This is a genomic window from Shigella dysenteriae (assembly GCF_022354085.1).
Classification (GTDB): domain Bacteria; phylum Pseudomonadota; class Gammaproteobacteria; order Enterobacterales; family Enterobacteriaceae; genus Escherichia; species Escherichia coli.
On sequence record NZ_CP055055.1, the window covers coordinates 3,290,120 to 3,316,073 of the forward strand.

The window sequence follows — 25,954 nt, forward strand, 5'->3', positions numbered from 1 at the left end:
ACACTTAAAAATGATCTAAAACAAAATTCACCCGAATCCATGAGTGCGCCACCTCCAAATTTTGCCAGCTGGATCGCGTTTCTTAGATCATATTTGAAAAAAGATAGAAACATACTTGCAACATTCCAGCTGGTCCGACCTATACTCTCGCCACTGGTCTGATTTCTAAGATGTACCTCAGACCCTACACTTCGCGCTCCTGTTACAGCACGTAACATAGTTTGTATAAAAATAAATCATTGAGGTTATGGTCATGAGCCAGAAAACCCTGTTTACAAAGTCTGCTCTCGCAGTCGCAGTGGCACTTATCTCCACCCAGGCCTGGTCGGCAGGCTTTCAGTTAAACGAATTTTCTTCCTCTGGCCTGGGCCGGGCTTATTCAGGGGAAGGCGCAATTGCCGATGATGCAGGTAACGTCAGCCGTAACCCCGCATTGATTACCATGTTTGACCGCCCGACATTTTCTGCGGGTGCGGTTTATATTGACCCGGATGTAAATATCAGCGGAACATCTCCATCTGGTCGTAGCCTGAAAGCCGATAACATCGCGCCTACGGCATGGGTTCCGAACATGCACTTTGTTGCACCGATTAACGACCAATTTGGTTGGGGCGCTTCTATTACCTCTAACTATGGCCTGGCAACAGAGTTTAACGATACTTATGCAGGCGGCTCTGTCGGGGGTACAACCGACCTTGAAACCATGAACCTGAACTTAAGCGGTGCGTATCGCTTAAATAATGCATGGAGCTTTGGTCTTGGTTTCAACGCCGTCTACGCTCGCGCGAAAATTGAACGTTTCGCAGGCGATCTGGGGCAGCTGGTTGCCGGTCAGATTATGCAATCTCCTGCCTGGAAGACTCCTCAAGGGCAAGCATTGGCAGCTACCGCCAACGGTATCGACAGTAATACCAAAATCGCTCATCTGAACGGTAACCAGTGGGGCTTTGGCTGGAACGCCGGTATCCTGTATGAACTGGATAAAAATAACCGCTATGCACTGACCTACCGTTCTGAAGTGAAAATTGACTTCAAAGGTAACTACAGCAGCGATCTTAATCGTGCGTTTAATAACTACGGCTTGCCAATTCCTACCGCCACAGGTGGCGCAACGCAATCGGGTTATCTGACGCTGAACCTGCCTGAAATGTGGGAAGTGTCGGGTTATAACCGTGTTGATCCGCAGTGGGCGATTCACTATAGCCTGGCTTACACCAGCTGGAGTCAATTCCAGCAGCTGAAAGCGACCTCAACCAGTGGCGACACGCTGTTCCAGAAACATGAAGGCTTTAAAGATGCTTACCGCATCGCGTTGGGTACCACTTATTACTACGATGATAACTGGACCTTCCGTACCGGTATCGCCTTTGATGACAGCCCAGTTCCGGCACAGAATCGTTCTATCTCCATTCCGGACCAGGACCGTTTCTGGCTGAGTGCAGGTACGACTTACGCATTTAATAAAGATGCTTCAGTCGACGTTGGTGTTTCTTATATGCACGGTCAGAGCGTGAAAATTAACGAAGGCCCATACCAGTTCGAGTCTGAAGGTAAAGCCTGGCTGTTCGGTACTAACTTTAACTACGCGTTCTGATAACGCGTTCGCCTGGATAAAGTCACCTGCTATGCAGGTGACTTTAACTCCCCCACTTCACCGAAAGTAGTTTCCTCATTGCTTGCCTCCTGAGTTTTGCAAACAGCCTGATGGCAGCTAGCCCTTTCAAATCAGTAAGTGGTATCCACAGACAAACCTGAAGGGAAACGCATATTTTCAGGCGTTCTGCTCGTCCTTCTCAAAGAGTTTACTTTTCTGAATTTCCAGGATACTCAACCCCCTGGCTATTGTGCGCTCATACACTCAAATTAAAGATAGGTTCTAAATAAATGAGCGTTTTTTGATAGTCTATTTCATTAGGTAATATATATTTGTAACAAATCAATCAAAATGGAATAAAATCATGCTACCATCTATTTCAATCAACAATACCAGTGCAGCTTACCCAGAATCCATCAATGAAAATAACAATGATGAAGTTAATGGATTAGTACAAGAGTTCAAAAACCTTTTTAATGGTAAGGAAGGAATAAGCACCTGTATTAAACATCTGCTTGAGCTTATAAAAAACGCCATACGAGTAAACGACAATCCTGATAGATTTAATATTAATAATTCCTCAGTTACTTATATTAATATTGGTTCCAATGATACAGACTATATTACTATTGGTATCGATAACAAAGAACCAATAAAATTACTTGCGAGCTATAAAGACAAAGAACTCGCCCGTACTATCATTAATGACAACATAGTTGAGAAGACTCATGATGATATAAATAATGCTGAATTTACTGATGGTGGTATTGATGATCGTAGTGATATTGGCATTGACGCCAATGATACAGACGATATTGATATTGATAATCAAGAACCAATAAAATCACCCGCGAACGATGAAAACAAAAAAGTCGGCCAAACCATCATCAATGAAAACATAGTAGAGAATACTCATGATATCAATAACAAGAAAATGATCTTCAGCGCAATAAAAGAAATATATGATGAAGATCCAAGTTTTATCTTCGATAAAATATCACACAAACTCAGACATACGGTAACGGAATTCGATGAGAGCGGGAAAAGCGAACTAACGGGCTTATTTACCTGGTACGGTAAAGATAAAAAAGGCGACTCTCTCGCTATTGTAATTAAAAATAAAAATGGAAATGATTACTTATCTCTCGGTTACTACGATCAGGATGGCTACCACATTCAAAAAGGATTTCGTATTGATGGTGATAATCTCACCCAATATTGTAGTAAAAAAGCCAGGAGTGCTTCTGCGTGGTTTGAACACAGTAAAGCAATCATTGCAGAATCATTTGCAACAGGTTTCGATCATCAAGTTGTAAACGAACTCAAAGGGGAAAGACTGAGAGAACTTAACGAAGCTTTTAATCCTTCAAATCTAGCAAGAGGATATGAATATTAAGAGGATGATAGAAAATATACACTTGAGAATACAAAAGAAATAGTTTCTACTTTATTCGGTAACGAAGTTAACGTTGACCATTCTCAAAAAATATATAAGCACTTTAAGGAACTCGAAGGTAACATTGAAAAAGGCTTCAAGATCGCCAGACGAAATATCAAAATGAAATTAATCAACTATATGCGCCAGGTGTTAATTTTGATGATATTTAAATTATTTTTCCAGTTTTTTGATTTTTCAACAGCTGAATATCGGAAATAGTCAGTGACGAACATCAGTATTTTTACATAATTACGTCCGGGTCATTGTCGGTTTATCTCCTTTTACTTGTGGTAATTGAGGGATAACAACAAAAAAGGTGAGTATTGCGACTCACCTTTTTTATTTGTTTCTTATTCAGAATCGATATCTTTTAAATCATCCTGAATCGCTTGCGCGTTCGGATTTTCCTGCGGTTTGAGTTCGCCGCCATTAGCGATGAAATCATGACGCTGGAAGTACGCTTCGCGCACCATAATATAAGGATCGGACGACTGACGCAGCAGACCGTCGGAATCCAACAACTGCGCACGAGTTTCTATCCCTTCAAGCGTCCATTTACCCACAGACATCGGCCAGGTCAGCCAGGATAGAACCGGGTAAAGACCATCCGCCATATCACCACCGTCATCACGCAGCGTGAAGCTACCGTAGAACGGTAACTGGACGTAAGGCCCATAACCCACGCCATAATGACCAAGCGTACTACCGAAGCGGTGAGGTTCAGTCCGTTGCAGTTTCGGGTTCGCCATCCCTGCAACATCAATAAAACCACCCATCCCCAAAATGGTGTTCAGGAAAAAGCGGGTAAAGTGGACCATCCCCTGATAAGGGTCGCCCTGCAAGAAGTAGTTCACCATCACCGCGGGTTCTTCAAGGTTGCCGGTAAAGTTGCTCAAACCGTTACGCGCCGGTTGCGGAACATAATCACGCCAGGCGACAGCGACCGGTCGAACAATATACGGGTCTAGTACGTTGAAGTTGAAGTTGTACATGGTGCGGTTGAACCCTTCTAACGGGTCAGAACGCCCTTGCTGATCTGTACCGGAACTCGCACACCCCACCAGAAGCGTAGTTCCCAGAGCAAGCGCCGACAGGCGAAGCTTCATAAATGTCTCCCTGTTTTTTTATGGCTTATGCAGTTTGCCATCCATGACGGAACGATACCGTATCCGCCTGTTTAGGTGTGGGCGATTGTAACAGCACGTCAACTGATGTCCAGACGCCCTGATTTGCTGATTTGATCATAGCCTGGTAATCGCCGCCCTGTAGGCTACTTGATTCTATGGAAACAGAAAAAGGCAAACGCGGCCTTTTCTACATTTTCAGAGTAACTCCCGCCAGTTGCGAGCAAAAAAGCCGCTACGCTTTAGCTATACGTGCTAATTCAAGAGAAGAGACCATGGACAACGACAAAATTGATCAACACAGCGACGAAATTGAAGTTGAGAGCGAAGAAAAAGAGCGTGGCAAAAAAATAGAAATAGATGAAGATCGACTCCCCTCCAGGGCGATGGCAATTCATGAGCATATCCGCCAGGATGGTGAAAAAGAGCTGGAACGCGACGCAATGGCACTACTGTGGTCAGCCATTGCGGCGGGTCTGTCGATGGGCGCTTCATTACTGGCAAAAGGGATATTTCATGTCGAACTGGAAGGTGTGCCGGGCAGCTTCTTGCTGGAGAATCTAGGTTATACCTTTGGTTTTATTATCGTCATTATGGCCCGCCAGCAATTATTTACCGAAAACACCGTGACTGCGGTACTACCCGTCATGCAAAAACCGACAATGAGCAACGTTGGCTTACTTATGCGGTTATGGGGCGTCGTGCTGCTGGGTAATATTCTCGGGACAGGTATTGCGGCGTGGGCATTTGAATATATGCCTATCTTCAATGAAGAAACTCGCGATGCATTTGTCAAAATCGGCATGGATGTGATGAAGAACACCCCCAGCGAGATGTTTGCCAACGCGATCATTTCCGGCTGGCTGATCGCCACTATGGTATGGATGTTTCCTGCAGCGGGTGCGGCAAAGATTGTGGTGATTATATTGATGACCTGGCTTATTGCCCTGGGTGACACCACTCACATCGTTGTCGGTTCTGTTGAAATCCTCTATCTGGTGTTTAACGGTACGCTGCACTGGAGCGATTTCATCTGGCCCTTCGCACTACCTACTTTAGCGGGGAACATCTGCGGCGGCACCTTTATCTTCGCGTTAATGAGTCATGCACAGATCCGTAACGACATGAGCAACAAGCGCAAAGCAGAAGCACGTCAAAAAGCAGAACGTGCGGAAAACATTAAGAAAAATGATAAAAACCCGGCATAAATGGCGAGGGTTTAAGCAATCGAGCGGCAGCGTACTTACCCCGCAGTCCATTAGCGGGTATACTCATGCCGCATTGTCCTCTTAGTTAAATGGATATAACGAGCCCCTCCTAAGGGCTAATTGCAGGTTCGATTCCTGCAGGGGACACCATTTATCAGTTCGCTCCCATCCGTACCAGTCCGCAAAATCCCTTGAATATCAAGCCTTCCGTAGATTCACAGTTCGACATGGTTCGCGTCAGATCGTTGACAGCCGCACACCATGACGGGTAAAAAGTGGATAAAATAATTTTACCCACCGGATTTTTACCCATGCTCACCGTTAAGCAGATTGAAGCAGCAAAGCCGAAAGAAAAACCATACCGCCTTCTCGATGGTAATGGCCTGTACCTTTATGTCCCTGTGTCAGGGAAAAAGGTATGGCAGCTTCGCTACAAGATTGACGGTAAGGAGAAAATCCTGACCGTAGGAAAATATCCGCTAATGACTTTGCAGGAGGCAAGGGATAAGGCATGGACTGCGAGGAAAGACATCTCGGTTGGCATCGATCCGGTAAAGGCGAAAAAGGCTTCGTCTAACAACAATTCCTTTAGCGAAAAACGCCGTAAACCCTCGCCCAATGCGGGCGGGGATATAAGGCGAAAAGCCCGCAGGGCTTTAAAGATCAATCAGGTGTTGACTGACTCTGAACGTAGGCTCTGAGCGTTTCAATCGTTGCCCCTCCGGTGCTACAGACAAAGTACGATCTCGACCACAAAAGCCCCGTTTTACTCTGCATACGTAAATGCGCGTTCTGCTGGCGTAGCAAACGTGATGATACCGATTTTAAATTATTGACCATCACACTGACCGCCAGTTTTGGCGGGTAGGCAACCAGCAGGTGTACATGGTCTGGCTCCCCGTCCATCTCAATAATTTCGCATTCAAGCTTTGCCGCAGCGGAGCCAAAAGCCTCACGCAACTGAGCGATCATCTGACTGTCGAATAGTTTGCGTCGATACTTTGTCGTAAAAATAAGGTGCACAACCAGCTTACTGACACTGTGTCGTTTGCGGAGAAATCCCGCCAGTAAATCATCATGATTACTCAATTGATATATTCACCTAAAGCGTTAAAATAAAAGATTATATCAATGAGCGCTGATTATGTTAAGAGCAACAAAAGTACGCATCTACCCGACACCAGAACAGGCTGAATTTATCAACGCCCAGTTCGGTGCAGTGCGTTTTGCGTACAACAAAGCTCTGCATATCAAGAAACATTCTTACCAGCGGCACCGCGTAAATTTAAACCCGCGTAAAGACCTCAAACCACTGCTTGCAGTGGCGAAGAAATCCCGCCGGTATGGATGGCTTAAAGAATATGATTCTATTGCGTTGCAGCAGGCGGTAATTAACCTCGACGTGGCTTTTTCTAACTTTTTCAATCCGAAACTGAAAGCAGGTAAACCTACCTTTAAAAGTAAACACGGCAGACAATCGAGCTATCATTGTGTTGGCATAAAAGTCCTTGATGGTGCGATAAAAATACCGAAAATCTTGCCGATTGAAGCGCGTTTACATCGTGAAATTACGGGAATGCTGAAAAGTATCACGTTGAGCCGCAGCGCAACCGGGAAATACTACGCGTCGTTACTCTGTGACGACGGGATGGAAGCGCCGGCAAAGCCCGCACTGATATCAAATGTGACAGGGCTGGATATGGGGCTGGCGCATTTTGTCATCAAATCGGACGGCAATAAAATTGCCAGTCCCCGCCACCTAATCAATGCAAGTCGCAACCTTCGCCGGAAGCAGAAAGCACTGTCCCGTAAGAAAAAAGGGAGCGCAAACAGGCGCAAAGCCAGAATACAACTTGCAGCCGTTCACGAACGGGTAGCCAGTGCCCGTGCCGATTTCCAGCACAAGTTATCTCGCGCAATTGTTGACGAAAACCAAGCGGTAATTGTCGAGACATTGAAAACGGCAAATATGATGAAAAATCACCATCTGGCTCGTGCGATAGGCGATGCTGGATGGTCTGGATTCATCACAAAACTGGAATACAAAGCAACAGAGAAAGGTGTGCATCTGGTGAAACTGGATCAATGGTTCGCCAGTTCGAAAATCTGCCACTGCTGCGGTCACAAAATGTCGGAGATGCCATTACATAAGCGCATCTGGCAGTGTCCAGAGTGTGGAGTTGAACATGACCGCGATATCAACGCGGCGCTCAACATCAAACGCAAGGGCATACTGGAATTACAAGCGGCGGGACTCGTCGTTTCTGCCCATGGAGGCCAGCGTAAATCCGTCACACAGACGGTTGCAGCTTAAGAAGTGGGAAGCCTCGCCCGACAGGGCGGGGAGCAGTCACCAGGGCTAAGCATTTTACTATTATTATTTTCCGGTTGAGGGATATGGAGATATCGACAACAACCGGAAAAAGTTTACGTCTATATTGCTGAAGGTACAGGCGTTTCCATAACTATTTGCTCGCGTTTTTTACTCAGGAAGAAAATGCCAAATAGCAACATCAGGCAGACAATACCCGAAATTGCGAAGAAAACTGTCTGGTAGCCTGCGTGGTCAAAGAGTATCCCAGTCGGCGTTGAAAGCAGCACAATCCCAAGCGAACTGGCAATTTGAAAACCAATCAGAAAGATCGTCGACGACAGGCGCTTATCAAAGTTTGCCACGCTGTATTTGAAGACGGATATGACACAAAGTGGAACCTCAATGGCATGTAACAGCTTCACTAATGAAATAATCCAGGGGTTAACGAACAGCGCGCAGGAAAGGATACGCAACGCCATAATCACAACACCGATAAGTAATGCATTTTTTGGCCCTACCCGATTCACAAAGAAAGGAATAATCGCCATGCACACTGCTTCGAGTACCACCTGGAATGAGTTGAGATAACCATACAGGCGCGTTCCTACATCGTGTGATTCGAATAAACCTGCATAAAAGACAGGAAAAAGTTGTTGATCAAAAATGTTATAGAAAGACCACGTCCCCACAATAAATATGACGAAAACCCAGAAGTTTCGATCCTTGAAAACTGCGATAAAATCCTCTTTTTTTACCCCTCCCGCATCCGCCGCTACGCACTGGTGATCCTTATCTTTAAAACGCATGTTGATCATCATAAATACAGCGCCAAATAGCGAGACCAACCAGAAGTTGATATGGGGATTGATACTAAAAAATATGCCGGCAAAGAACGCGCCAATAGCATAGCCAAAAGATCCCCAGGCGCGCGCTGTTCCATATTCGAAATGAAAATTTCGCGCCATTTTTTCGGTGAAGCTGTCAAGCAAACCGCATCCCGCCAGATACCCCAAGCCAAAAAAGAGCGCCCCCAGAATTAGACCTACAGAAAAATTGCTTTGCAGTAACGGTTCATAAACGTAAATCATAAACGGTCCGGTCAAGACCAGGATGAAACTCATACACCAGATGAGTGGTTTCTTCAGACCGAGTTTATCCTGAACGATGCCGTAGAACATCATAAATAGAATGCTGGTAAACTGGTTGACCGAATAAAGTGTACCTAATTCCGTCCCTGTCAACCCTAGATGTCCTTTCAGCCAAATAGCGTATAACGACCACCACAGCGACCAGGAAATAAAAAAGAGAAATGAGTAACTGGATGCAAAACGATAGTACGCATTTCTGAATGGGATATTCAGTGCCATAATTACCTGCCTGTCGTTAAAAAATTCACGTCCTATTTAGAGATAAGAGCGACTTCGCCGTTTACTTCTCACTATTCCAGTTCTTGTCGACATGGCAGCGCTGTCATTGCCCCTTTCGCCGTTACTGCAAGCGCTCCGCAACGTTGAGCGAGATCGATAATTCGTCGCATTTCTCTCTCATCTGTAGATAATCCCGTAGAGGACAGACCTGTGAGTAACCCGGCAACGAACGCATCTCCCGCCCCCGTGCTATCGACACAATTCACAGACATTCCAGCAAAATGGTGAACTTGTCCTCGATAACAGACCACCACCCCTTCTGCACCTTTAGTCACCAACAGCATGGCGATCTCATACTCTTTTGCCAGGGCGCATATATCCCGATCGTTCTGTGTTTTTCCACTGATTAGTCGCCATTCTTCTTCCGAGAGTTTGACGACATCCGCCAGTTGTAGCGCCTGCCGCAAACACAAGCGGAGCAAATGCTCGTCTTGCCATAGATCTTCACGAATATTGGGATCGAAGCTGACAAAACCTCCGGCATGCCGGATCGCCGTCATCGCAGTAAATGCGCTGGTACGCGAAGGCTCGGCAGACAACGCAATTGAACAGAGATGTAACCATTCGCCATGTCGCCAGCAGGGCAAGTCTGTCGTCTCTAAAAAAAGATCGGCACTGGGGCGAACCATAAACGTAAATGAACGTTCCCCTTGATCGTTCAGATCGACAAGCACCGTGGATGTCCGGTGCCATTCATCTTGCTTCAGATACGTGATATCGACTCCCTCAGTTAGCAGAGTTCTTTGCATTAACGCACCAAAAGGATCATCACCGACCCGACCTATAAACCCACTTATTCCGCCTAATCTGGCGATTCCCACCGCAACGTTAGCTGGCGCGCCGCCAGGACAAGGCAGTAGGCGCCCGTCTGATTCTGGCAAGAGATCTACTACCGCATCCCCTAAAACCCATACTTTGGCTGACATTTTTTTCCCTTAAATTCATCTGACTTACGCATAGTGATAAACCTCTTTTTCGCAAAATCGTCATGGATTTACTAAAACATGCATATTCGATCACAAAATGTCATAGTTAACGTTAACATTTGTGATATTCATCGCATTTATGAAAGTAAGGGACTTTATTTTTATAAAAGTTAACGTTAACAATTCACCAAATTTGCTTAACCAGGATGATTAAAATGACGCAATCTCGATTGCATGCGGCGCAAAACGCACTAGCAAAACTTCATGAGCACCGGGGTAACACTTTCTATCCCCATTTTCACCTCGCGCCTCCTGCCGGGTGGATGAACGATCCAAACGGCCTGATCTGGTTTAACGATCGTTATCACGCGTTTTATCAGCATCACCCAATGAGCGAACACTGGGGGCCAATGCACTGGGGACATGCCACCAGCGACGATATGATCCACTGGCAGCATGAGCCTATTGCGCTAGCGCCAGGAGACGATAATGACAAAGATGGGTGTTTTTCAGGTAGTGCTGTCGATGACAATGGTGTCCTCTCACTTATCTACACCGGACACGTCTGGCTCGATGGTGCAGGTAATGACGATGCAATTCGCGAAGTACAATGTCTGGCTACCAGTCGGGATGGTATTCATTTCGAGAAACAGGGTGTGATCCTCACTCCACCAGAAGGAATCATGCACTTCCGCGATCCTAAAGTGTGGCGTGAAGCCGACTCATGGTGGATGGTAGTCGGGGCGAAAGACCAAGGCAACACGGGGCAGATCCTGCTTTATCGCGGCAGTTCATTACGTGAATGGACTTTCGATCGCGTACTGGCCCACGCTGATGCGGGTGAAAGCTATATGTGGGAATGTCCGGACTTTTTCAGCCTTGGCGATCAGCATTATCTGATGTTTTCCCCGCAGGGAATGAATGCCGAGGGATACAGTTACCGAAATCGCTTTCAAAGTGGCGTAATACCCGGAATGTGGTCGCCAGGACGACTTTTTGCACAATCCGGGCATTTTACTGAACTTGATAACGGGCATGACTTTTATGCACCACAAAGCTTTGTAGCGAAGGATGGTCGGCGTATTGTTATCGGCTGGATGGATATGTGGGAATCGCCAATGCCCTCAAAACGTGAAGGCTGGGCAGGCTGCATGACGCTGGCGCGCGAGCTATCAGAGAGCAATGGCAAACTCATACAACGCCCGGTACACGAAGCTGAGTCGTTACGCCAGCAGCATCAATCTATCTCTCCCCGCACAATCAGCAATAAATATGTTTTGCAGGAAAACGCGCAAGCAGTTGAGATTCAGTTGCAGTGGGCGCTGAAGAACAGTGATGCCGAACATTACGGATTACAGCTCGGCACTGGAATGCGGCTGTATATTGATAACCAATCTGAGCGACTTGTTTTGTGGCGGTATTACCCACACGAGAATTTAGACGGCTACCGTAGTATTCCCCTCCCGCAGCGTGACACGCTCGCCCTAAGGATATTTATCGATACATCATCCGTGGAAGTATTTATTAACGACGGGGAAGCGGTGATGAGTAGTCGAATCTATCCGCAGCCAGAAGAACGGGAACTGTCGCTTTATGCCTCCCACGGAGTGGCTGTGGTGCAACATGGGGCACTCTGGCAACTGGGTTAGCATAATATCAGGTGGAACAACGGATCAACAGCGGGCAAGGGATCCGCGTCACACTTCCCCCTTCACGACCTTCAATAATATGCAATGCAGCTTCCCGCCCGATAATGTCATGTGGAAGCTGAATTGTGGTCAGCGGCGGTAAAAACAGATGCCCGACGCCAACCAGATTATCAAAGCCCATTACGGCGACATCCTGCGGGATACGTACCCCCTTCGCCAGGAGAACCTGATAAGCCACAAAGGCTGCGCGATCGTTACCACATATCAGAACATCAAAATCTGGTTTGCCCGATTTGAAGTGGGCATTGAGTAAACTTGCGAGATCGGTGTAGTGATCATCACCTGTTGCCATGTGAAATTGTTTCACCTCAGCCAGATCTCGTCCAGCATCACGCCAGGCCTGCTCAAATCCCTGCCGACGATACCCTGTTGCCAACGCACTTTCCGGTAGCCAGAAGCATAACGGTTGACGATAGCCCGCCGCGAGCAAATGCTGTGTTGATTCATATTGTGCAGTGTAATCATCAGGGATATAACTGGGTAACGCTGGGTCATCCGCCACACAGTTCGCCAATACAATATTTTCACCATACAGAGACTCAGGCAGCGTGATATGTCGCAGCCCCATTGTAGTATAGATAATGCCATCCGGACGGTGGGCAAGCAGCTGACGTGCCGCGCGGGCAGCGTCATCTTCAGAAAAAATATTGATTAAAAAACTATTCCAGCCGAACTCGCTGGCGGTTTGCTCAATGGCAAGCAGAATATCAACAGAGAAAGGAGTGGTAGCCGTGTCCTGCGCCAGCACGGCGAGAGTCGACGGCTTACGTCCTTGAGCGCGCATCTTACGGGCGGAAAGATCAGGAACATAATTCAGGGTCTGGATTGCCTGCAATACGCGGTCACGCGTTGCAGGACGCACAGATTCTGCATTATGCATCACCCGGGAGACTGTCATCATCGACACTCCCGCCAGGCGTGCGACATCCTTTAATGAAGCCATACCCAAGCCGTTTGCCGTAAAACGGGCACTGTAGCAGAAACAGACGTCACTGGCGAGATCCAACGAAATTCTCAACGCCCTATCACCCGACACGGCAATACAATAAAAAATAACAATAATTGCCGGACAATTGTCCCAAATTCCGCCTCTGTTCTCGCCAACGAGTAACCATATAGGCAAGTAAGTAAAACATGCCAACTGGCATCGCCAACCTGGAGAAGAAAATATAAATATGGATCATTGTGCTGCCGCTGTATCCCGACATCAGCCCGGAAATTATTGCGATTGCTATCGGTTCAGGCGCGATTGGCTGCACGATCGTTATGGACTCGCTTTTCTGGCTGGTGAAGCAATATTGCGGCGCTACGCTCAATGAAACATTTAAATACTATACGACAGCGACATTTATCGCTTCAGTCGTCGCTCTGGCGGGCACATTCCTGCTGTCATTTATCATCTAAGCGCAAAGAGACGTACTATGGAAAACGCTAAAATGAACTCGCTCATCGCCCAGTATCCGTTGGTAAAGGATCTGGTTGCTCTTAAAGAAACCACCTGGTTTAATCCTGGCACGACCTCATTGGCTGAAGGTTTACCTTATGTTGGCCTGACCGAACAGGATGTTCAGGACGCCCATGCGCGCTTATCCCGTTTTGCACCCTATCTGGCAAAAGCATTTCCTGAAACTGCTGCCACTGGGGGGATTATTGAATCAGAACTGGTTGCCATTCCGGCTATGCAAAAACGGCTGGAAAAGGAATATCAACAACCAATCAGCGGGCAACTGTTACTGAAAAAAGATAGCCATTTGCCCATTTCCGGCTCCATAAAAGCACGCGGCGGGATTTATGAAGTCCTGGCACACGCAGAAAAACTGGCTCTGGAAGCGGGGTTGCTGACGCTTGATGATGACTACAGCAAACTGCTTTCTCCGGAGTTTAAACAGTTCTTTAGCCAATACAGCATTGCTGTGGGCTCAACCGGAAATCTGGGGTTATCAATCGGCATTATGAGCGCCCGCATTGGCTTTAAGGTGACAGTGCATATGTCTGCTGATGCCCGGGCATGGAAAAAAGCGAAACTGCGCAGCCATGGCGTTACGGTCGTGGAATATGAGCAAGATTATGGTGTTGCCGTCGAGGAAGGACGTAAAGCAGCGCAGTCTGACCCGAACTGTTTCTTTATTGATGACGAAAATTCCCGCACGTTGTTCCTTGGGTATTCCGTCGCTGGCCAGCGTCTTAAAGTGCAATTTGCCCAGCAAGGCCGTATCGTCGATGCTGATAACCCTCTGTTTGTCTATCTGCCGTGTGGTGTTGGCGGTGGTCCTGGTGGCGTCGCATTCGGGCTTAAACTGGCGTTTGGCGATCATGTTCACTGCTTTTTTGCCGAACCAACGCACTCCCCTTGTATGTTGTTAGGCGTCCATACAGGGTTACACGATCAGATTTCTGTTCAGGATATTGGTATCGACAACCTTACCGCAGCGGATGGCCTTGCAGTTGGTCGCGCATCAGGCTTTGTCGGGCGGGCAATGGAGCGTCTGCTGGATGGCTTCTATACCCTTAGCGATCAAACCATGTATGACATGCTTGGCTGGCTGGCGCAGGAAGAAGGTATTCGTCTTGAACCTTCGGCACTGGCGGGTATGGCCGGACCTCAGCGCGTGTGTGCATCAGTAAGTTACCAACAGATGCACGGTTTCAGCGCAGAACAACTGCATAATGCCACTCATCTGGTGTGGGCGACGGGAGGTGGAATGGTGCCGGAAGAAGAGATGGAGCAATATCTGGCAAAAGGCCGCTAATTAATTTTCAATTCAGCATCGCCATCCTTTCCCTGGGTGAGCGATGCTGCCGATGGCACAGACTTAAGATCCCCGGTCTTACCCGCTATAACCCCCTCCTTTAACCATCACCCAACGCCTTTCGCTGTAAACGGCGGTTTCGCAAACCAAACCAAAACCGTAAGTAAGATAAAAGCAATAGCCGCCATACGGAAAATCTCATTTGCAGAAATAGAAAGTGACTGCTGGGTTATTTCATTATTAATTTCATTAAGAACTCCTGAAAGCGAACCATAGTATTTATCCATAATTTGTGACGATGAATTAAACACAGGGTTAAATTGATCGATGGTTGCTGTCAACTGACTATGGTGTAACGATTCGCGTCGCCCCCACAGCGTCATTGTCAACGATGTACCAACTGATCCTGACAAGGTACGAAAAAAATTACTCATACTCGAGGCATTGGCAAATTTATTATCTGGCAACCCTGAAAACGAAATCGTTGTTAAGGGTAAAAAGAAACAGGCAACGGCGAATCCCTGGAAAAACTGTGGCAAAATGATGCCTGTAAAATCAATCGTTGGCATAAATGTCACAGAACGCCAGTAATAGCAAACCGCATACATCAAAAAACTAAATGTCACTAACAACCGCATGTCTATTTTGTTGCCATAACGTCCTATCAAAGGTGAAATTAATAGTGGCATGATGCCGATGGGCGCATAAGCAAGTCCGGCCCATATCGCATTATACCCCATCGTTTCCTGGAGTAACTGCGGCATAAGGACGATCGCTCCAGAGTAAAATAAATACGCGCATGTGATACTCACAATACCAATAGTGAAGTTACGGGACTTAAACAAACTGAGATCAAGAATCGGGTTCTCTGAGGTCGACTCCCAAATGACTAAAGAGATCAGAGAAATAACTGATACTACTGTTAATATTATTATTGTACTCGAGTTGAACCAATCCAGATCGCGCCCTTTATCAAGCATAATTTGCAAGCCACCAACACCGAGCACTAACAGGGTCAGTCCTGGTAGATTCATTTTGACCGGTGAAGTCTCAGTTTCTCTTCCTTTAAGTAAGGTTAAGCATAATGTCAGGACGATAATACCCATAGGGACATTGATTAAAAATATCCAACCCCAGCTAAAGTTATCACAAATATAACCGCCCAATATCGGCCCACATATCGGAGCGATAATCACGGTCATTGACCATAATGCCAGAGCAAATGTTCTTTTTTCTGGTGGATAATTCCTTAATAATAAACTCTGTGACAGTGGAATTAACGGCCCTGCCATTAACCCCTGAACGACTCTAAAAAATATCAGCACATCAAGATTGGTCGATAAACTACACATTAAGGAAGACAGCGAAAAAAAAGTGACTGAAAGTAAAAATAACCTTAATTCGCCTATTCTTTGTGCCAGCCTGCCGGTAACAGGGATCGCAATGGCATTTGCTACGCCAAACGAGGTGATAACCCAGGTGCCTTCGTCTGTTGATGCTCCCAGAAAGCCAGATATTGTCGGTATTGCGACGTTAGAAATAGTGGAATCCAACATTTGCATAAACGTCGCTAATGACAATGCAATAGTGACGCACCATAACGTCCCACCGGTTAATGGTGCCGGAGTTGATTTAGTGATTGCCATTAAAGTTGTCCATTATGCGAAATAATGTTGCTAATTTCTTTTTCTATCGGACTGGTATCGATAACTAAAGCCTTACTGGTATAAGCCGGCATGGACGTCACGGTTGAAGCCAGCTCAGGCATCTCAGCAATGTCTTCGTTCTTCGTATCAATAGTTGCAGTCATCGATAAACCAATGCGCAAGGGGTGTTCCATGAGTTCTTTTGGATCAAGAGAAACTTCAACCGGTACACGCTGAACGATTTTGATCCAGTTCCCTGTCGCATTTTGTGCAGGTAATAAGGAGAACGCATTGCCGGTTCCCATATTGATCCCTGTCACCCGGCCATGAAACACAACATTCTCACCATAAAGATCGCTGATAATATTGACCGATTGACCAATCCGTACATCTGTGAGTTGTGTTTCTTTAAAGTTGGCATTAACCCACATTTGACGTGCCGGTACGACAGCCATTAACGATTGTCCGGGGCTCACTGTTTCGCCGACCTGAACACTTCTCTGGGCAATATAGCCGGTAACCGGACTCTTAATATCCGTACGTTTAAGCGCCAACCAGGCTTCTTTAGTTGCATCCGCCGCTTCAACGACTTGTGGCTGACGGTTTAATGGTGTGTTCATTACTAAAGCTTTATTCGCTTTATAAGCCTGGATAGCGGCATTCAATGCCGCTTTGCTACTTATTAACGTATCTTTGGTATGCTCCAGCGTTTCTTTTGAAATAACCCCCTGCTTCGCTAAAGGCACACGACGGTTATAATCTTCTAAAGATTGTTGATACTGAATACGTGCTGAAGCGACTTCGGCACTGTATTGTTTATCCTGTAAGTACAGTTTATTCGTTTGCCGAACAATATTTGCCAGATTATTTTTAGCTTTATTGAGTGCGATAGTGGCATCAGTTTTATCCAGTGAAACTAAAATGTCACCCTGTCGAACGTAGTTCGTATCTTTATGATTAACTACAGTGACACTACCTGAGACTTGTGCAGAAATTGGATCTGCATTCCCCGTGACATAGGCGTCATCTGTACTAATCATGTCTTCTAATTCCATTGACCAATAGGCATAAGCACCTGAAAACGCAATAAATAAAACTATCGCCAATAAAGAAAAGTATTTTCTTCTGTTAGAATGTTTTTTATTTGAATTAATCTGTTCCACTATTATCTCTCATTTCGCATAGATGAAATTTATGAATTGAATGAAAAGAGTATTCATTCTTCATATCAAACACAGTGCATGTGTTGCACATTATCCCAGGAACGTTGGAGGCCTAATTTAAATGAGGTGCAAAAAAAACAACAGAGGACTAAACCGTGGCTTTTGCAATACAATTCTTACGCCTGTAGGATTAGTGAGAAGACTTATAGTGCTAATGTGAAACTATAAATCATCGGTACAATCCCTGATTTTATTGTTGACATTTCATATATGCCGACTATTTATATGGTATACTTGTCGAATTATCTTAAAGGAAGCTCAAATTTTCTTATTTTTATTGAGAAAATGAGATGATGCCTTATGTCTGTATTACTACAGGGAGAAGGGAGATGCTTCATTGCAAAGGGAATAATCTATGAACGCAATAATTATTGATGACCATCCTCTTGCTATCGCAGCAATTCGTAATTTATTGATCAAAAACGATATTGAAATCTTAGCAGAGTTGACTGAAGGCGGAAGTGCCGTTCAGCGGGTGGAAACACTTAAGCCTGATATCGTCATCATTGATGTCGATATCCCCGGAGTTAACGGTATCCAGGTGTTAGAAACGCTGAGAAAGCGTCAATATAGCGGAATTATTATTATCGTTTCCGCTAAAAATGACCATTTTTACGGGAAACATTGTGCTGATGCTGGCGCTAATGGTTTCGTGAGTAAAAAAGAAGGCATGAACAATATCATTGCGGCTATTGAAGCTGCAAAAAATGGCTACTGCTATTTCCCCTTCTCTCTCAACCGGTTTGTTGGAAGTTTAACGTCCGACCAGCAAAAACTCGACTCCTTATCGAAACAAGAAATTAGTGTCATGCGCTATATTCTTGATGGCAAGGATAATAATGACATTGCTGAAAAAATGTTCATCAGCAACAAAACTGTCAGCACTTATAAAAGTCGCCTGATGGAAAAATTAGAATGTAAATCACTGATGGATCTTTACACATTCGCACAACGTAACAAAATCGGCTAACCACATGAAGTTTTTACCCTATATTTTTCTTCTCTGTTGTGGTCTTTGGTCGACCATAAGTTTCGCAGACGAAGATTACATCGAATATCGTGGCATCAGTAGTAACAACCGTGTCACACTTGATCCACTACGTCTGAGCAACAAGGAATTACGTTGGTTAGCGAGCAAAAAAAATCTTGTGATTGCAGTACATAAGTCCCAAACGGCTACGTTGTTGCATACCGATTCGCAGCAACGGGTTCGTGGTATTAATGCTGATTATTTAAATCTTTTAAAAAGAGCGTTAAATATCAAATTAACACTCCGGGAATACGCCGATCATCAAAAAGCAATGGACGCGCTGGAAGAAGGTGAAGTCGATATAGTGTTATCACATTTAGTTGCTTCGCCGCCTCTTAATGATGACATTGCTGCAACCAAACCACTGATAATTACCTTTCCGGCGCTGGTCACCACCCTTCACGATTCAATGCGACCGCTTACCTCATCAAAACCAGTAAATATTGCTCGAGTAGCAAATTATCCCCCTGACGAGATAATTCATCAATCATTTCCAAAAGCAACAATTATCTCTTTTACAAATTTATATCAGGCATTAGCATCCGTCTCAGCCGGACAGAATGATTACTTTATTGGTAGTAACATCATTACCAGCAGTATGATTTCCCGCTATTTCACTCACTCCTTAAATGTAGTGAAATATTATAACTCACCGCGTCAATATAACTTCTTCTTAACCAGAAAAGAATCTGTCATTCTTAATGAAGTACTCAATCGATTTGTTGATGCTTTAACAAATGAAGTTCGCTATGAAGTATCACAAAATTGGCTTGATACAGGAAACCTAGCCTTTCTGAACAAGCCATTAGAACTCACTGAACATGAAAAACAGTGGATTAAGCAGCATCCCGATTTAAAGGTGCTGGAAAATCCTTACTCGCCCCCCTATTCTATGACGGATGAAAATGGCTCGGTTCGGGGCGTTATGGGGGACATTCTTAATATTATTACCTTGCAAACAGGTTTAAATTTTTCTCCGATCACCGTTTCACACAATATCCATGCCGGAACACAGCTGAATCCCGGCGGATGGGATATATTACCCGGTGCTATTTATAGTGAAGATAGAGAAAATAATGTTTTATTTGCTGAAGCCTTCATAACAACGCCTTACGTTTTTGTCATGCAAAAAGCGCCTGACAGTGAACAAACATTAAAAAAAGGAATGAAAGTTGCCATTCCATATTATTATGAGCTGCATTCGCAATTAAAAGAGATGTATCCGGAGGTAGAGTGGATAAAAGTCGATAACGCCAGCGCTGCATTTCACAAGGTCAAGGAAGGTGAACTTGATGCTCTGGTCGCGACACAGCTAAATTCGCGTTACATGATCGACCATTACTATCCTAATGAACTTTATCATTTTCTTATTCCCGGCGTTCCGAATGCATCGCTTTCGTTCGCTTTTCCTCGCGGAGAACCGGAACTTAAGGATATTATTAATAAAGCACTGAATGCAATCCCCCCAAGCGAAGTTCTGCGCCTGACGGAAAAATGGATTAAAATGCCCAATGTGACCATTGACACATGGGACCTCTATAGCGAGCAATTTTATATTGTTACGACATTATCCGTTTTATTAGTTGGCAGTAGCCTTTTATGGGGATTCTACCTGTTACGCTCAGTTCGTCGTCGTAAAGTCATTCAGGGTGATTTAGAAAACCAAATATCATTCCGGAAAGCGCTCTCGGACTCCTTACCGAATCCAACTTATGTTGTAAACTGGCAAGGTAATGTCATTAGTCACAATAGTGCATTTGAACATTATTTCACTGCTGATTACTACAAAAATGCAATGTTGCCATTAGAAAACAGTGAATCACCCTTTAAAGATGTTTTTTCTAATACGCATGAAGTCACAGCAGAGACGAAAGAAAACCGAACAATATACACACAGGTATTTGAAATTGATAATGGCATCGAGAAAAGATGCATTAATCACTGGCATACATTATGCAATCTTCCTGCAAGTGACAATGCAGTATATATTTGTGGTTGGCAAGATATTACTGAAACGCGTGATCTAATTAATGCACTCGAGGTAGAAAAAAATAAAGCGATAAAGGCTACCGTAGCAAAAAGTCAGTTTCTGGCAACGATGAGTCACGAAATAAGAACACCAATAAGCTCTATTATGGGCTTCCTGGAACTTCTGTCGGGTTCTGGTCTTAGCAAGGAACAACGGGTGGAGGCGATTTCACTTGCCTACGCCACCGGACAATCACTCCTCGGCTTAATTGGTGAAATCCTTGATGTCGACAAAATTGAATCGGGTAACTATCAACTTCAACCACAATGGGTCGATATTCCTACTTTAGTCCAGAACACTTGTCACTCTTTCGGTGCGATTGCTGCAAGCAAATCGATCGCATTAAGTTGCAGCAGTACGTTTCCTGAACATTACCTGGTTAAGATCGACCCTCAGGCGTTTAAGCAGGTCTTATCAAATTTACTGAGTAATGCTCTCAAATTTACCACCGAGGGGGCAGTAAAAATTACGACCTCCCTGGGTCACATTGATGACAACCACGCTGTTATCAAAATGACGATTATGGATTCTGGAAGTGGATTATCACAGGAAGAACAACAACAACTGTTTAAACGCTATAGCCAAACAAGTGCAGGTCGCCAGCAAACAGGTTCTGGCTTAGGCTTAATGATCTGCAAAGAATTAATTAAAAACATGCAGGGCGATTTGTCATTAGAAAGTCATCCAGGCATAGGAACAACATTTACGATCACAATCCCGGTAGAAATTACCCAACAAGTGGCGGCTGTCGAGGCAAAAGCAGAACAACCTATCACACTACCTGAAAAGTTGAGCATATTAATCGCGGATGATCATCCGACCAACAGGCTATTACTCAAACGCCAGCTAAATCTATTAGGATATGATGTTGACGAAGCCACTGATGGTGTGCAAGCGCTACACAAAGTCAGTATGCAACATTATGATCTGCTTATTACTGACGTTAATATGCCGAATATGGATGGTTTTGAGTTGACTCGCAAACTCCGTGAGCAAAATTCGTCCTTACCCATCTGGGGGCTTACAGCCAACGCACAGGCTAACGAACGTGAAAAAGGGTTAAATTGCGGCATGAACTTATGTTTGTTCAAACCGTTGACCCTGGATGTACTGAAAACACATTTAAGTCAGTTACACCAGGTTGCGCATATTGTACCTCAGTATCGCCACCTTGATATCGAGGCCCTGAAAAATAATACGGCGAACGATCTACAACTGATGCAGGAGATTCTCATGACTTTCCAGCATGAAACGCATAAAGATTTACCCGCTGCGTTTCATGCACTAGAAGCTGGCGATAATAGAACTTTCCATCAGTGTATTCATCGCATCCACGGTGCGGCTAACATCCTGAATTTGCAAAAGTTGATTAATATTAGCCATCAGTTAGAAATAACACCTGTTTCAGATGACAGTAAGCCTGAAATTCTTCAGCTGCTGAACTCTGTAAAAGAACACATTGCAGAGCTGGACCAGGAGATTGCTGTTTTCTGTCAGCAAAATGACTAAATAGCGGCTCCCACAATGTTCAAATGTGGGAGCTATTTACCAGCACATCTTACATTTATGATGAGAACTCCTGGCGAATTTGCTCCCCATGCTGGTCGAGCGTTGCCGCTCCCGGCATAACATGCGGGTCCGCGCAGCCGCTGATTTTTATCGGATTACCCGGCATCATTATTCCCCCGGCTTCAATCAACATATTTCTCGCCTGAGTTTGTGGCAAATTAATGGCCTCAGCCACACTTAATAACGGCGCGACGGGCACACCAACTTCATGTATTTTGGCTAACCAAACTTCAGCTGCCTGCGTTTTTAACGTCCGCTCAATATATTGTTTAAGAATAGCCTGGTTTTGTACACGTAAAATATTGCTGCTAAATCTGGGATCATTAACCAGTTCCGTAAGCTCCAGTGCCTGGCATAACGCAGAAAAAAGCTTGTCATTACCACAACAAATCGTAATCGGCTTATCCTGAGTATCGAAAACATCAAAAGGTGCCATGTAGGGATGGCGATTTCCCAGGCGTTGTGGTGACTTCCCTGTCGCAATATATGCCATCAGACCATGCTCCAGAAAACTCAGCGTGGCATCAAACATCGCTATATCGACATGCGCCCCTCTCTGGCTCTTTTCGCGGCCATAAAGTGCACTCACTATTCCGCTGAATAAATAGACACCGCCGCATAGATCCGCAAGAGAGGTACCAACACGCACTGGCGGAGCATCAGGGTACCCTGTTTCCATCATTATCCCGCTCATTGCCTGAATGATGGTATCGTAGGCAGGAGCATCTTTTAGCGGACCGGTATGTCCGAAACCTGACGATGAAGCATATATGAGGCGCGGGTTGATTTCTTGTAACCTTTCCCATGAAAACCCTAGTTTTTCCATTGTACCTGGGCGAAAATTCTCAGCTAATACATCAGCTTGTTTAAGCATATTTATAAATATACTTTTATCGTGATCATTCTTTAAATCAAGAACCACACTCTCTTTGCCATGATTAATAAAACTGTAATAGAGTGACTGTCCATCCACATAGGGACCAAATGTGCGGGTATCATCACCATGGCCCGGCGGCTCAACTTTAATTACCCGTGCGCCCATATTACAAAGAAGTTGAGTTCCGAAAGGTCCATTAAGGACATGTGTCATATCGATAACTAATAAGCCTTCAAACGGCCCTTTGCTTTCATTATTTGTCATTTGCTTATGCCTTGAAAAAAGCCGAAGGTGAAAAGACACTTCGGCATTTATGTAAAATCAATAACATGATTAATTATGAAACCAGTCGACTGACATAAATCCACAAGGGAGCCGTGACGACAAAACCCAGTACGCTCACAGCCAATGACGCTGTACCAGTACGGGTGTAGACATTAAACCGGCTGGCAATAATGATTCCGGAGAATGCCGGCGGTAATGCGCCTGCCAGTACCATCATCTGCAGATGTTCGCTGTTCAAATGACATGCCATACCAACGAGAAGCAGTGCCAGTGGCATCAGAATCAGCTTCAGGAAGGTGTTATAAGCAATTTCGGCACTGAACTCGAATTTATGTGCAGCCAGAGTCAACCCCGCAGCGAATACCGCTACCCCTGAGTTAGCCTTCGCAATCAGATTAAAGGTTGGGTCCCATGCTGCCGGAATTTTTACCCCAACCAACACCAGGATCGTTGCCAGAACAGGTGCCCATACTACTGGCTCCTTTGCCGCAGAAATTAATGCGCTCAGATTACTATTCTTCTTACCATCCGCTCCTGAGGAAGGATTCAGCAAATACAGACCAATAGGAATAGTAATTGCGTTAACAATAATAGAAATAATTGCTACCACTAAACCTGTTGATACGGAATCACCATAAATAGGATCGAGAACTGCAAACCCCAGGAATCCAATGGTAGGTGAACCCGCAATTAATGCACATACAGCTGCTTCTGCATGGGTACGTTTAAAAAATTTGTAGCAACCAAACCAGGAGAAAAAGAAACATCCGACAATAACCACAAGTGATACAAGGGTCAGACGAGTGTCCGCAAAAATCATTTCCCTGTTTGCCCGGGTAATAGAAACAAATAGAGCCGCAGGAAGAGCGTAGTTTAATACCAGTTTATTAAATGCGCGGGCTTGATCTTCTGAAAAAGTTTCTCGTCTGCCGCTAAAATAACCCAACAGCATGATTACGATAATAGGCAATAAATCGCCAATAAAAAATGTTAGCATAATAGTATTTCCGATAAGGGTCCCCTCACCATCGCATAATGAGTTGGCAAGAGGAGACGATGTCAGTATTTAATTACCAGCGACTTGTTTTGGGTTAAGTTTGGTAATATGGCCACTTTCAGTTCCTGCTGCAGGGTCGATGACCACATTAATAATGGTCGGTTTGCGCGACTGAATACCGGTGGTTAAAGCATGACGAAGTTCATCTGTCGTGGTGACGTTATAGCCAACGCCACGAAACGCATCCATTAATTTGTCATACCTTGCATGGTGCAACAGATCCGTTGGTGATGGTGCACCAGCGCCACTGAGATCAACACCGTCTCCTCTGTAGATGCCGCCATTATTAAAAATAACGATCGTCACCGGCAGGTTATATCGACAAATCGTTTCAATTTCCATCCCACTGAAACCAAAAGCACTATCACCTTCAATGGCGACAACCGGAGAACCAGAAGTCACGCTAGCACCGATGGCATAGCCCATACCGATGCCCATGACACCCCAGGTACCACAATCCAGACGACGACGTGGTTTATACATATCAATAATATTTCGTGCATTATCCAGGGTATTTGCACCTTCATTAACTAAATAAATATCCTGGTTCTCGCGCAATACGTCGCGCACAGCACTTAATGCATTAAAGTAATTTAATGGTTGAGTATCTGTACTTAATTTTTCATGCATTTTTTGTGCATTTTGCTGCTTGTGGATATTTAAAATATCGCGCCATACCAGTGGAGTCGTAAATGTGTTTTGTTTCAGTTCTGCCAGCATACCTTGCATACTGGATGCAATATCACCAACGACTGGCACAGCAATGGGGCGGTTGCTGTCAATTTCCTGCGGTTCAATATCCAGTTGAATAAACTGTGTATCTGCCGCCCATCCTTTTTTACCGTGTGCCAATAACCAATTCAGTCGTGCACCAACAAGCATGACAACGTCAGCATTTGCCAGGGCAAACGAACGCGCAGCTGCCGCAGAAAGTGGATGCGTATCTTCAAGGATCCCTTTCGCCATAGACATTGGCAGGAATGGAATCTGAGTACTTTCAATAAATTCACGAAGCTGTTCATCAGCTTGTGAATACGCCGCGCCTTTGCCAAGGATAATTAATGGCCGTTCAGCTTTTGCTAAAAGCGAAATTGCGCTAGTGACTGACTTCGGGCATGGCAATAATGCTGGCGACGGATTTTCAACTTTAACAATCGTGGTTAACGCTTCGTCTTTTTCCATCGTCGCGGCCAGGACATTTGCTGGCAAATCAAGATAAACTCCGCCAGGGCGACCCGATACAGAGACCCGGATAGCGCGTGCCAATGCAATGCCAAGATCCTGCGGCTGATTAACGCGAAATGCTGCTTTGGCATACGGTTTTGCCGCATTCATTTGGTCCAGCTCTTCATAATCACCTTGCTGTAGGTCGACGATCGCGCGGTCGCTGGAGCCGCTAATCATGATCATCGGAAAACCATTTACCGTTGCGTTGGCCAATGCGGTCAAACCATTGAGGAATCCTGGCGCAGAAACTGTCAGGCAGATCCCCGGTTTTTGGGTAAGAAAACCGCTTGCCGCAGCGGCATAGCCTGCCGACTGCTCATGACGAAAACCAATATAACGAATGCCTTCCGCCTGGGCATGGCGTGCCATATCCGTCACAGGAATACCTACAACACCATAAATAGTGTCAATATTATTCTGTTTTAATGCTTCAACGATGATATGCATACCATCTGTCATTTGAAGTTGATCTGACATGATTAATAACCTCGAAATTTTTATAAATTGGGAGCCAGAAGCCC

General features: G+C 45.1%; 18 protein-coding genes, 1 tRNA gene and 2 pseudogenes. 11 read left to right on the plus strand and 10 right to left on the minus strand.

Translation table 11 applies throughout. The annotated features are described in order from the left end of the window. Positions 1–253: 253 nt before the first annotated feature. The gene (gene fadL / locus HUZ68_RS15755) at positions 254–1,594 is read left to right on the plus strand and encodes a long-chain fatty acid transporter FadL (RefSeq protein WP_060616243.1); all 1,341 of its coding nucleotides are present in this window, start codon (positions 254–256) and stop codon (positions 1,592–1,594) included. A gap of 364 nt (positions 1,595–1,958) precedes the next feature. Then, positions 1,959–2,990 carry a hypothetical protein gene (locus tag HUZ68_RS15760; protein WP_239593923.1) on the plus strand — a complete coding sequence of 344 codons (1,032 nt, stop codon included), beginning with the start codon at positions 1,959–1,961 and terminating at the stop codon, positions 2,988–2,990. Positions 2,991–3,382: 392 nt separating this feature from the next. Here HUZ68_RS15760 and mlaA read toward each other — a convergent pair whose 3' ends face one another. Then, complete coding sequence (mlaA, locus tag HUZ68_RS15765; RefSeq protein WP_000776768.1) at positions 3,383–4,138, minus strand: phospholipid-binding lipoprotein MlaA; 756 nt, start codon at positions 4,136–4,138, stop codon at positions 3,383–3,385. Positions 4,139–4,431: 293 nt separating this feature from the next. On the opposite strand from mlaA, the gene HUZ68_RS15770 reads away from it, so the two are divergent. The 3 genes and pseudogenes from HUZ68_RS15770 to HUZ68_RS15780 form a co-directional block, all read left to right on the plus strand. After that, positions 4,432–5,364: a formate/nitrite transporter family protein gene (locus HUZ68_RS15770; RefSeq protein WP_000368131.1), complete on the plus strand. Its 933-nt coding sequence runs from the start codon at positions 4,432–4,434 to the stop codon at positions 5,362–5,364. Between the two features lie 75 nt (positions 5,365–5,439). Next, a tRNA-Arg gene (locus tag HUZ68_RS15775) sits at positions 5,440–5,514 on the plus strand. A gap of 161 nt (positions 5,515–5,675) precedes the next feature. After that, positions 5,676–5,957, plus strand: a pseudogene (locus HUZ68_RS15780) (Arm DNA-binding domain-containing protein); the annotation flags it as partial. A 70-nt stretch (positions 5,958–6,027) separates the two neighbouring features. On the opposite strand, the gene tnpA reads toward HUZ68_RS15780, so the two are convergent. Further along, positions 6,028–6,453: an IS200/IS605-like element ISEc46 family transposase gene (tnpA, locus tag HUZ68_RS15785; RefSeq protein ID WP_000064874.1), complete on the minus strand. Its 426-nt coding sequence runs from the start codon at positions 6,451–6,453 to the stop codon at positions 6,028–6,030. 55 nt (positions 6,454–6,508) lie between these two features. Between tnpA and HUZ68_RS15790 the strand changes: the two genes are divergently transcribed. Then, positions 6,509–7,678 carry an RNA-guided endonuclease InsQ/TnpB family protein gene (locus HUZ68_RS15790; RefSeq protein WP_001613545.1) on the plus strand — a complete coding sequence of 390 codons (1,170 nt, stop codon included), beginning with the start codon at positions 6,509–6,511 and terminating at the stop codon, positions 7,676–7,678. A 119-nt stretch (positions 7,679–7,797) separates the two neighbouring features. Here the strand turns inward: HUZ68_RS15790 and HUZ68_RS15795 are convergent, their stop codons facing one another. Together HUZ68_RS15795 and HUZ68_RS15800 are read right to left on the minus strand one after the other, a co-directional pair. After that, positions 7,798–9,045 (minus strand): MFS transporter, encoded by a 1,248-nt coding sequence (locus HUZ68_RS15795; RefSeq protein ID WP_001613546.1) that lies wholly within the window; start codon positions 9,043–9,045, stop codon positions 7,798–7,800. Between the two features lie 71 nt (positions 9,046–9,116). After that, positions 9,117–10,031: an aminoimidazole riboside kinase gene (locus HUZ68_RS15800; protein WP_001274878.1), complete on the minus strand. Its 915-nt coding sequence runs from the start codon at positions 10,029–10,031 to the stop codon at positions 9,117–9,119. A 215-nt stretch (positions 10,032–10,246) separates the two neighbouring features. Between HUZ68_RS15800 and cscA the strand changes: the two genes are divergently transcribed. Beyond that, positions 10,247–11,680 carry a sucrose-6-phosphate hydrolase gene (cscA, locus tag HUZ68_RS15805; RefSeq protein WP_239593924.1) on the plus strand — a complete coding sequence of 478 codons (1,434 nt, stop codon included), beginning with the start codon at positions 10,247–10,249 and terminating at the stop codon, positions 11,678–11,680. A 7-nt stretch (positions 11,681–11,687) separates the two neighbouring features. Here the strand turns inward: cscA and HUZ68_RS15810 are convergent, their stop codons facing one another. After that, complete coding sequence (locus tag HUZ68_RS15810) at positions 11,688–12,683, minus strand: LacI family DNA-binding transcriptional regulator (RefSeq protein ID WP_024192326.1); 996 nt, start codon at positions 12,681–12,683, stop codon at positions 11,688–11,690. A gap of 242 nt (positions 12,684–12,925) precedes the next feature. Here HUZ68_RS15810 and HUZ68_RS15815 point away from each other — a divergent pair. Both HUZ68_RS15815 and dsdA read left to right on the plus strand, forming a co-directional pair. Continuing rightward, positions 12,926–13,144: pseudogene (locus HUZ68_RS15815) on the plus strand (GntT/GntP/DsdX family permease); the annotation flags it as partial. 17 nt (positions 13,145–13,161) lie between these two features. After that, positions 13,162–14,490, plus strand: a complete 1,329-nt coding sequence (gene dsdA, locus HUZ68_RS15820) for a D-serine ammonia-lyase (RefSeq protein ID WP_161402479.1) — start codon at positions 13,162–13,164, stop codon at positions 14,488–14,490. Between the two features lie 107 nt (positions 14,491–14,597). Here the strand turns inward: dsdA and emrY are convergent, their stop codons facing one another. After that, positions 14,598–16,136, minus strand: a complete 1,539-nt coding sequence (gene emrY, locus HUZ68_RS15825) for a multidrug efflux MFS transporter permease subunit EmrY (RefSeq protein WP_001018714.1) — start codon at positions 16,134–16,136, stop codon at positions 14,598–14,600. Further along, positions 16,136–17,299 (minus strand): multidrug efflux MFS transporter periplasmic adaptor subunit EmrK, encoded by a 1,164-nt coding sequence (gene emrK, locus HUZ68_RS15830; RefSeq protein WP_001301602.1) that lies wholly within the window; start codon positions 17,297–17,299, stop codon positions 16,136–16,138. The genes emrY and emrK overlap by 1 nt, the downstream gene beginning before the upstream one ends. A gap of 415 nt (positions 17,300–17,714) precedes the next feature. Between emrK and evgA the strand changes: the two genes are divergently transcribed. Both evgA and evgS read left to right on the plus strand, forming a co-directional pair. Then, the gene (gene evgA / locus HUZ68_RS15835) at positions 17,715–18,329 is read left to right on the plus strand and encodes an acid-sensing system DNA-binding response regulator EvgA (protein WP_000991370.1); all 615 of its coding nucleotides are present in this window, start codon (positions 17,715–17,717) and stop codon (positions 18,327–18,329) included. Between the two features lie 4 nt (positions 18,330–18,333). After that, positions 18,334–21,927: an acid-sensing system histidine kinase EvgS gene (evgS, locus tag HUZ68_RS15840; protein ID WP_089628293.1), complete on the plus strand. Its 3,594-nt coding sequence runs from the start codon at positions 18,334–18,336 to the stop codon at positions 21,925–21,927. A gap of 55 nt (positions 21,928–21,982) precedes the next feature. Here the strand turns inward: evgS and yfdE are convergent, their stop codons facing one another. From yfdE to oxc, 3 genes are all read right to left on the minus strand, one after another. Then, positions 21,983–23,128, minus strand: a complete 1,146-nt coding sequence (gene yfdE / locus HUZ68_RS15845; protein WP_001433504.1) for a CoA:oxalate CoA-transferase — start codon at positions 23,126–23,128, stop codon at positions 21,983–21,985. Between the two features lie 73 nt (positions 23,129–23,201). Further along, the gene (gene yfdV / locus HUZ68_RS15850) at positions 23,202–24,146 is read right to left on the minus strand and encodes a transporter YfdV (RefSeq protein WP_000955028.1); all 945 of its coding nucleotides are present in this window, start codon (positions 24,144–24,146) and stop codon (positions 23,202–23,204) included. A gap of 69 nt (positions 24,147–24,215) precedes the next feature. Continuing rightward, positions 24,216–25,910, minus strand: a complete 1,695-nt coding sequence (gene oxc, locus HUZ68_RS15855; protein ID WP_001283499.1) for an oxalyl-CoA decarboxylase — start codon at positions 25,908–25,910, stop codon at positions 24,216–24,218. Positions 25,911–25,954 lie beyond the last annotated feature (44 nt).

Excerpts from the sequence above, each read along its gene's own strand:
- yfdE (WP_001433504.1), bottom strand. The coding sequence starts at position 23,128 with ATGACAAATAATGAAAGCAAAGGGCCGTTTGAAGGCTTATTAGTTATC.
- evgA (WP_000991370.1), top strand. The coding sequence starts at position 17,715 with ATGAACGCAATAATTATTGATGACCATCCTCTTGCTATCGCAGCAATT.
- emrY (WP_001018714.1), bottom strand. The coding sequence starts at position 16,136 with ATGGCAATCACTAAATCAACTCCGGCACCATTAACCGGTGGGACGTTA.
- HUZ68_RS15760 (WP_239593923.1), top strand. The coding sequence starts at position 1,959 with ATGCTACCATCTATTTCAATCAACAATACCAGTGCAGCTTACCCAGAA.
- mlaA (WP_000776768.1), bottom strand. The coding sequence starts at position 4,138 with ATGAAGCTTCGCCTGTCGGCGCTTGCTCTGGGAACTACGCTTCTGGTG.
- dsdA (WP_161402479.1), top strand. The coding sequence starts at position 13,162 with ATGGAAAACGCTAAAATGAACTCGCTCATCGCCCAGTATCCGTTGGTA.
- HUZ68_RS15770 (WP_000368131.1), top strand. The coding sequence starts at position 4,432 with ATGGACAACGACAAAATTGATCAACACAGCGACGAAATTGAAGTTGAG.
- fadL (WP_060616243.1), top strand. The coding sequence starts at position 254 with ATGAGCCAGAAAACCCTGTTTACAAAGTCTGCTCTCGCAGTCGCAGTG.
- HUZ68_RS15810 (WP_024192326.1), bottom strand. The coding sequence starts at position 12,683 with ATGGCTTCATTAAAGGATGTCGCACGCCTGGCGGGAGTGTCGATGATG.
- oxc (WP_001283499.1), bottom strand. The coding sequence starts at position 25,910 with ATGTCAGATCAACTTCAAATGACAGATGGTATGCATATCATCGTTGAA.
- HUZ68_RS15800 (WP_001274878.1), bottom strand. The coding sequence starts at position 10,031 with ATGTCAGCCAAAGTATGGGTTTTAGGGGATGCGGTAGTAGATCTCTTG.
- yfdV (WP_000955028.1), bottom strand. The coding sequence starts at position 24,146 with ATGCTAACATTTTTTATTGGCGATTTATTGCCTATTATCGTAATCATG.
- HUZ68_RS15795 (WP_001613546.1), bottom strand. The coding sequence starts at position 9,045 with ATGGCACTGAATATCCCATTCAGAAATGCGTACTATCGTTTTGCATCC.
- HUZ68_RS15790 (WP_001613545.1), top strand. The coding sequence starts at position 6,509 with ATGTTAAGAGCAACAAAAGTACGCATCTACCCGACACCAGAACAGGCT.
- cscA (WP_239593924.1), top strand. The coding sequence starts at position 10,247 with ATGACGCAATCTCGATTGCATGCGGCGCAAAACGCACTAGCAAAACTT.
- evgS (WP_089628293.1), top strand. The coding sequence starts at position 18,334 with ATGAAGTTTTTACCCTATATTTTTCTTCTCTGTTGTGGTCTTTGGTCG.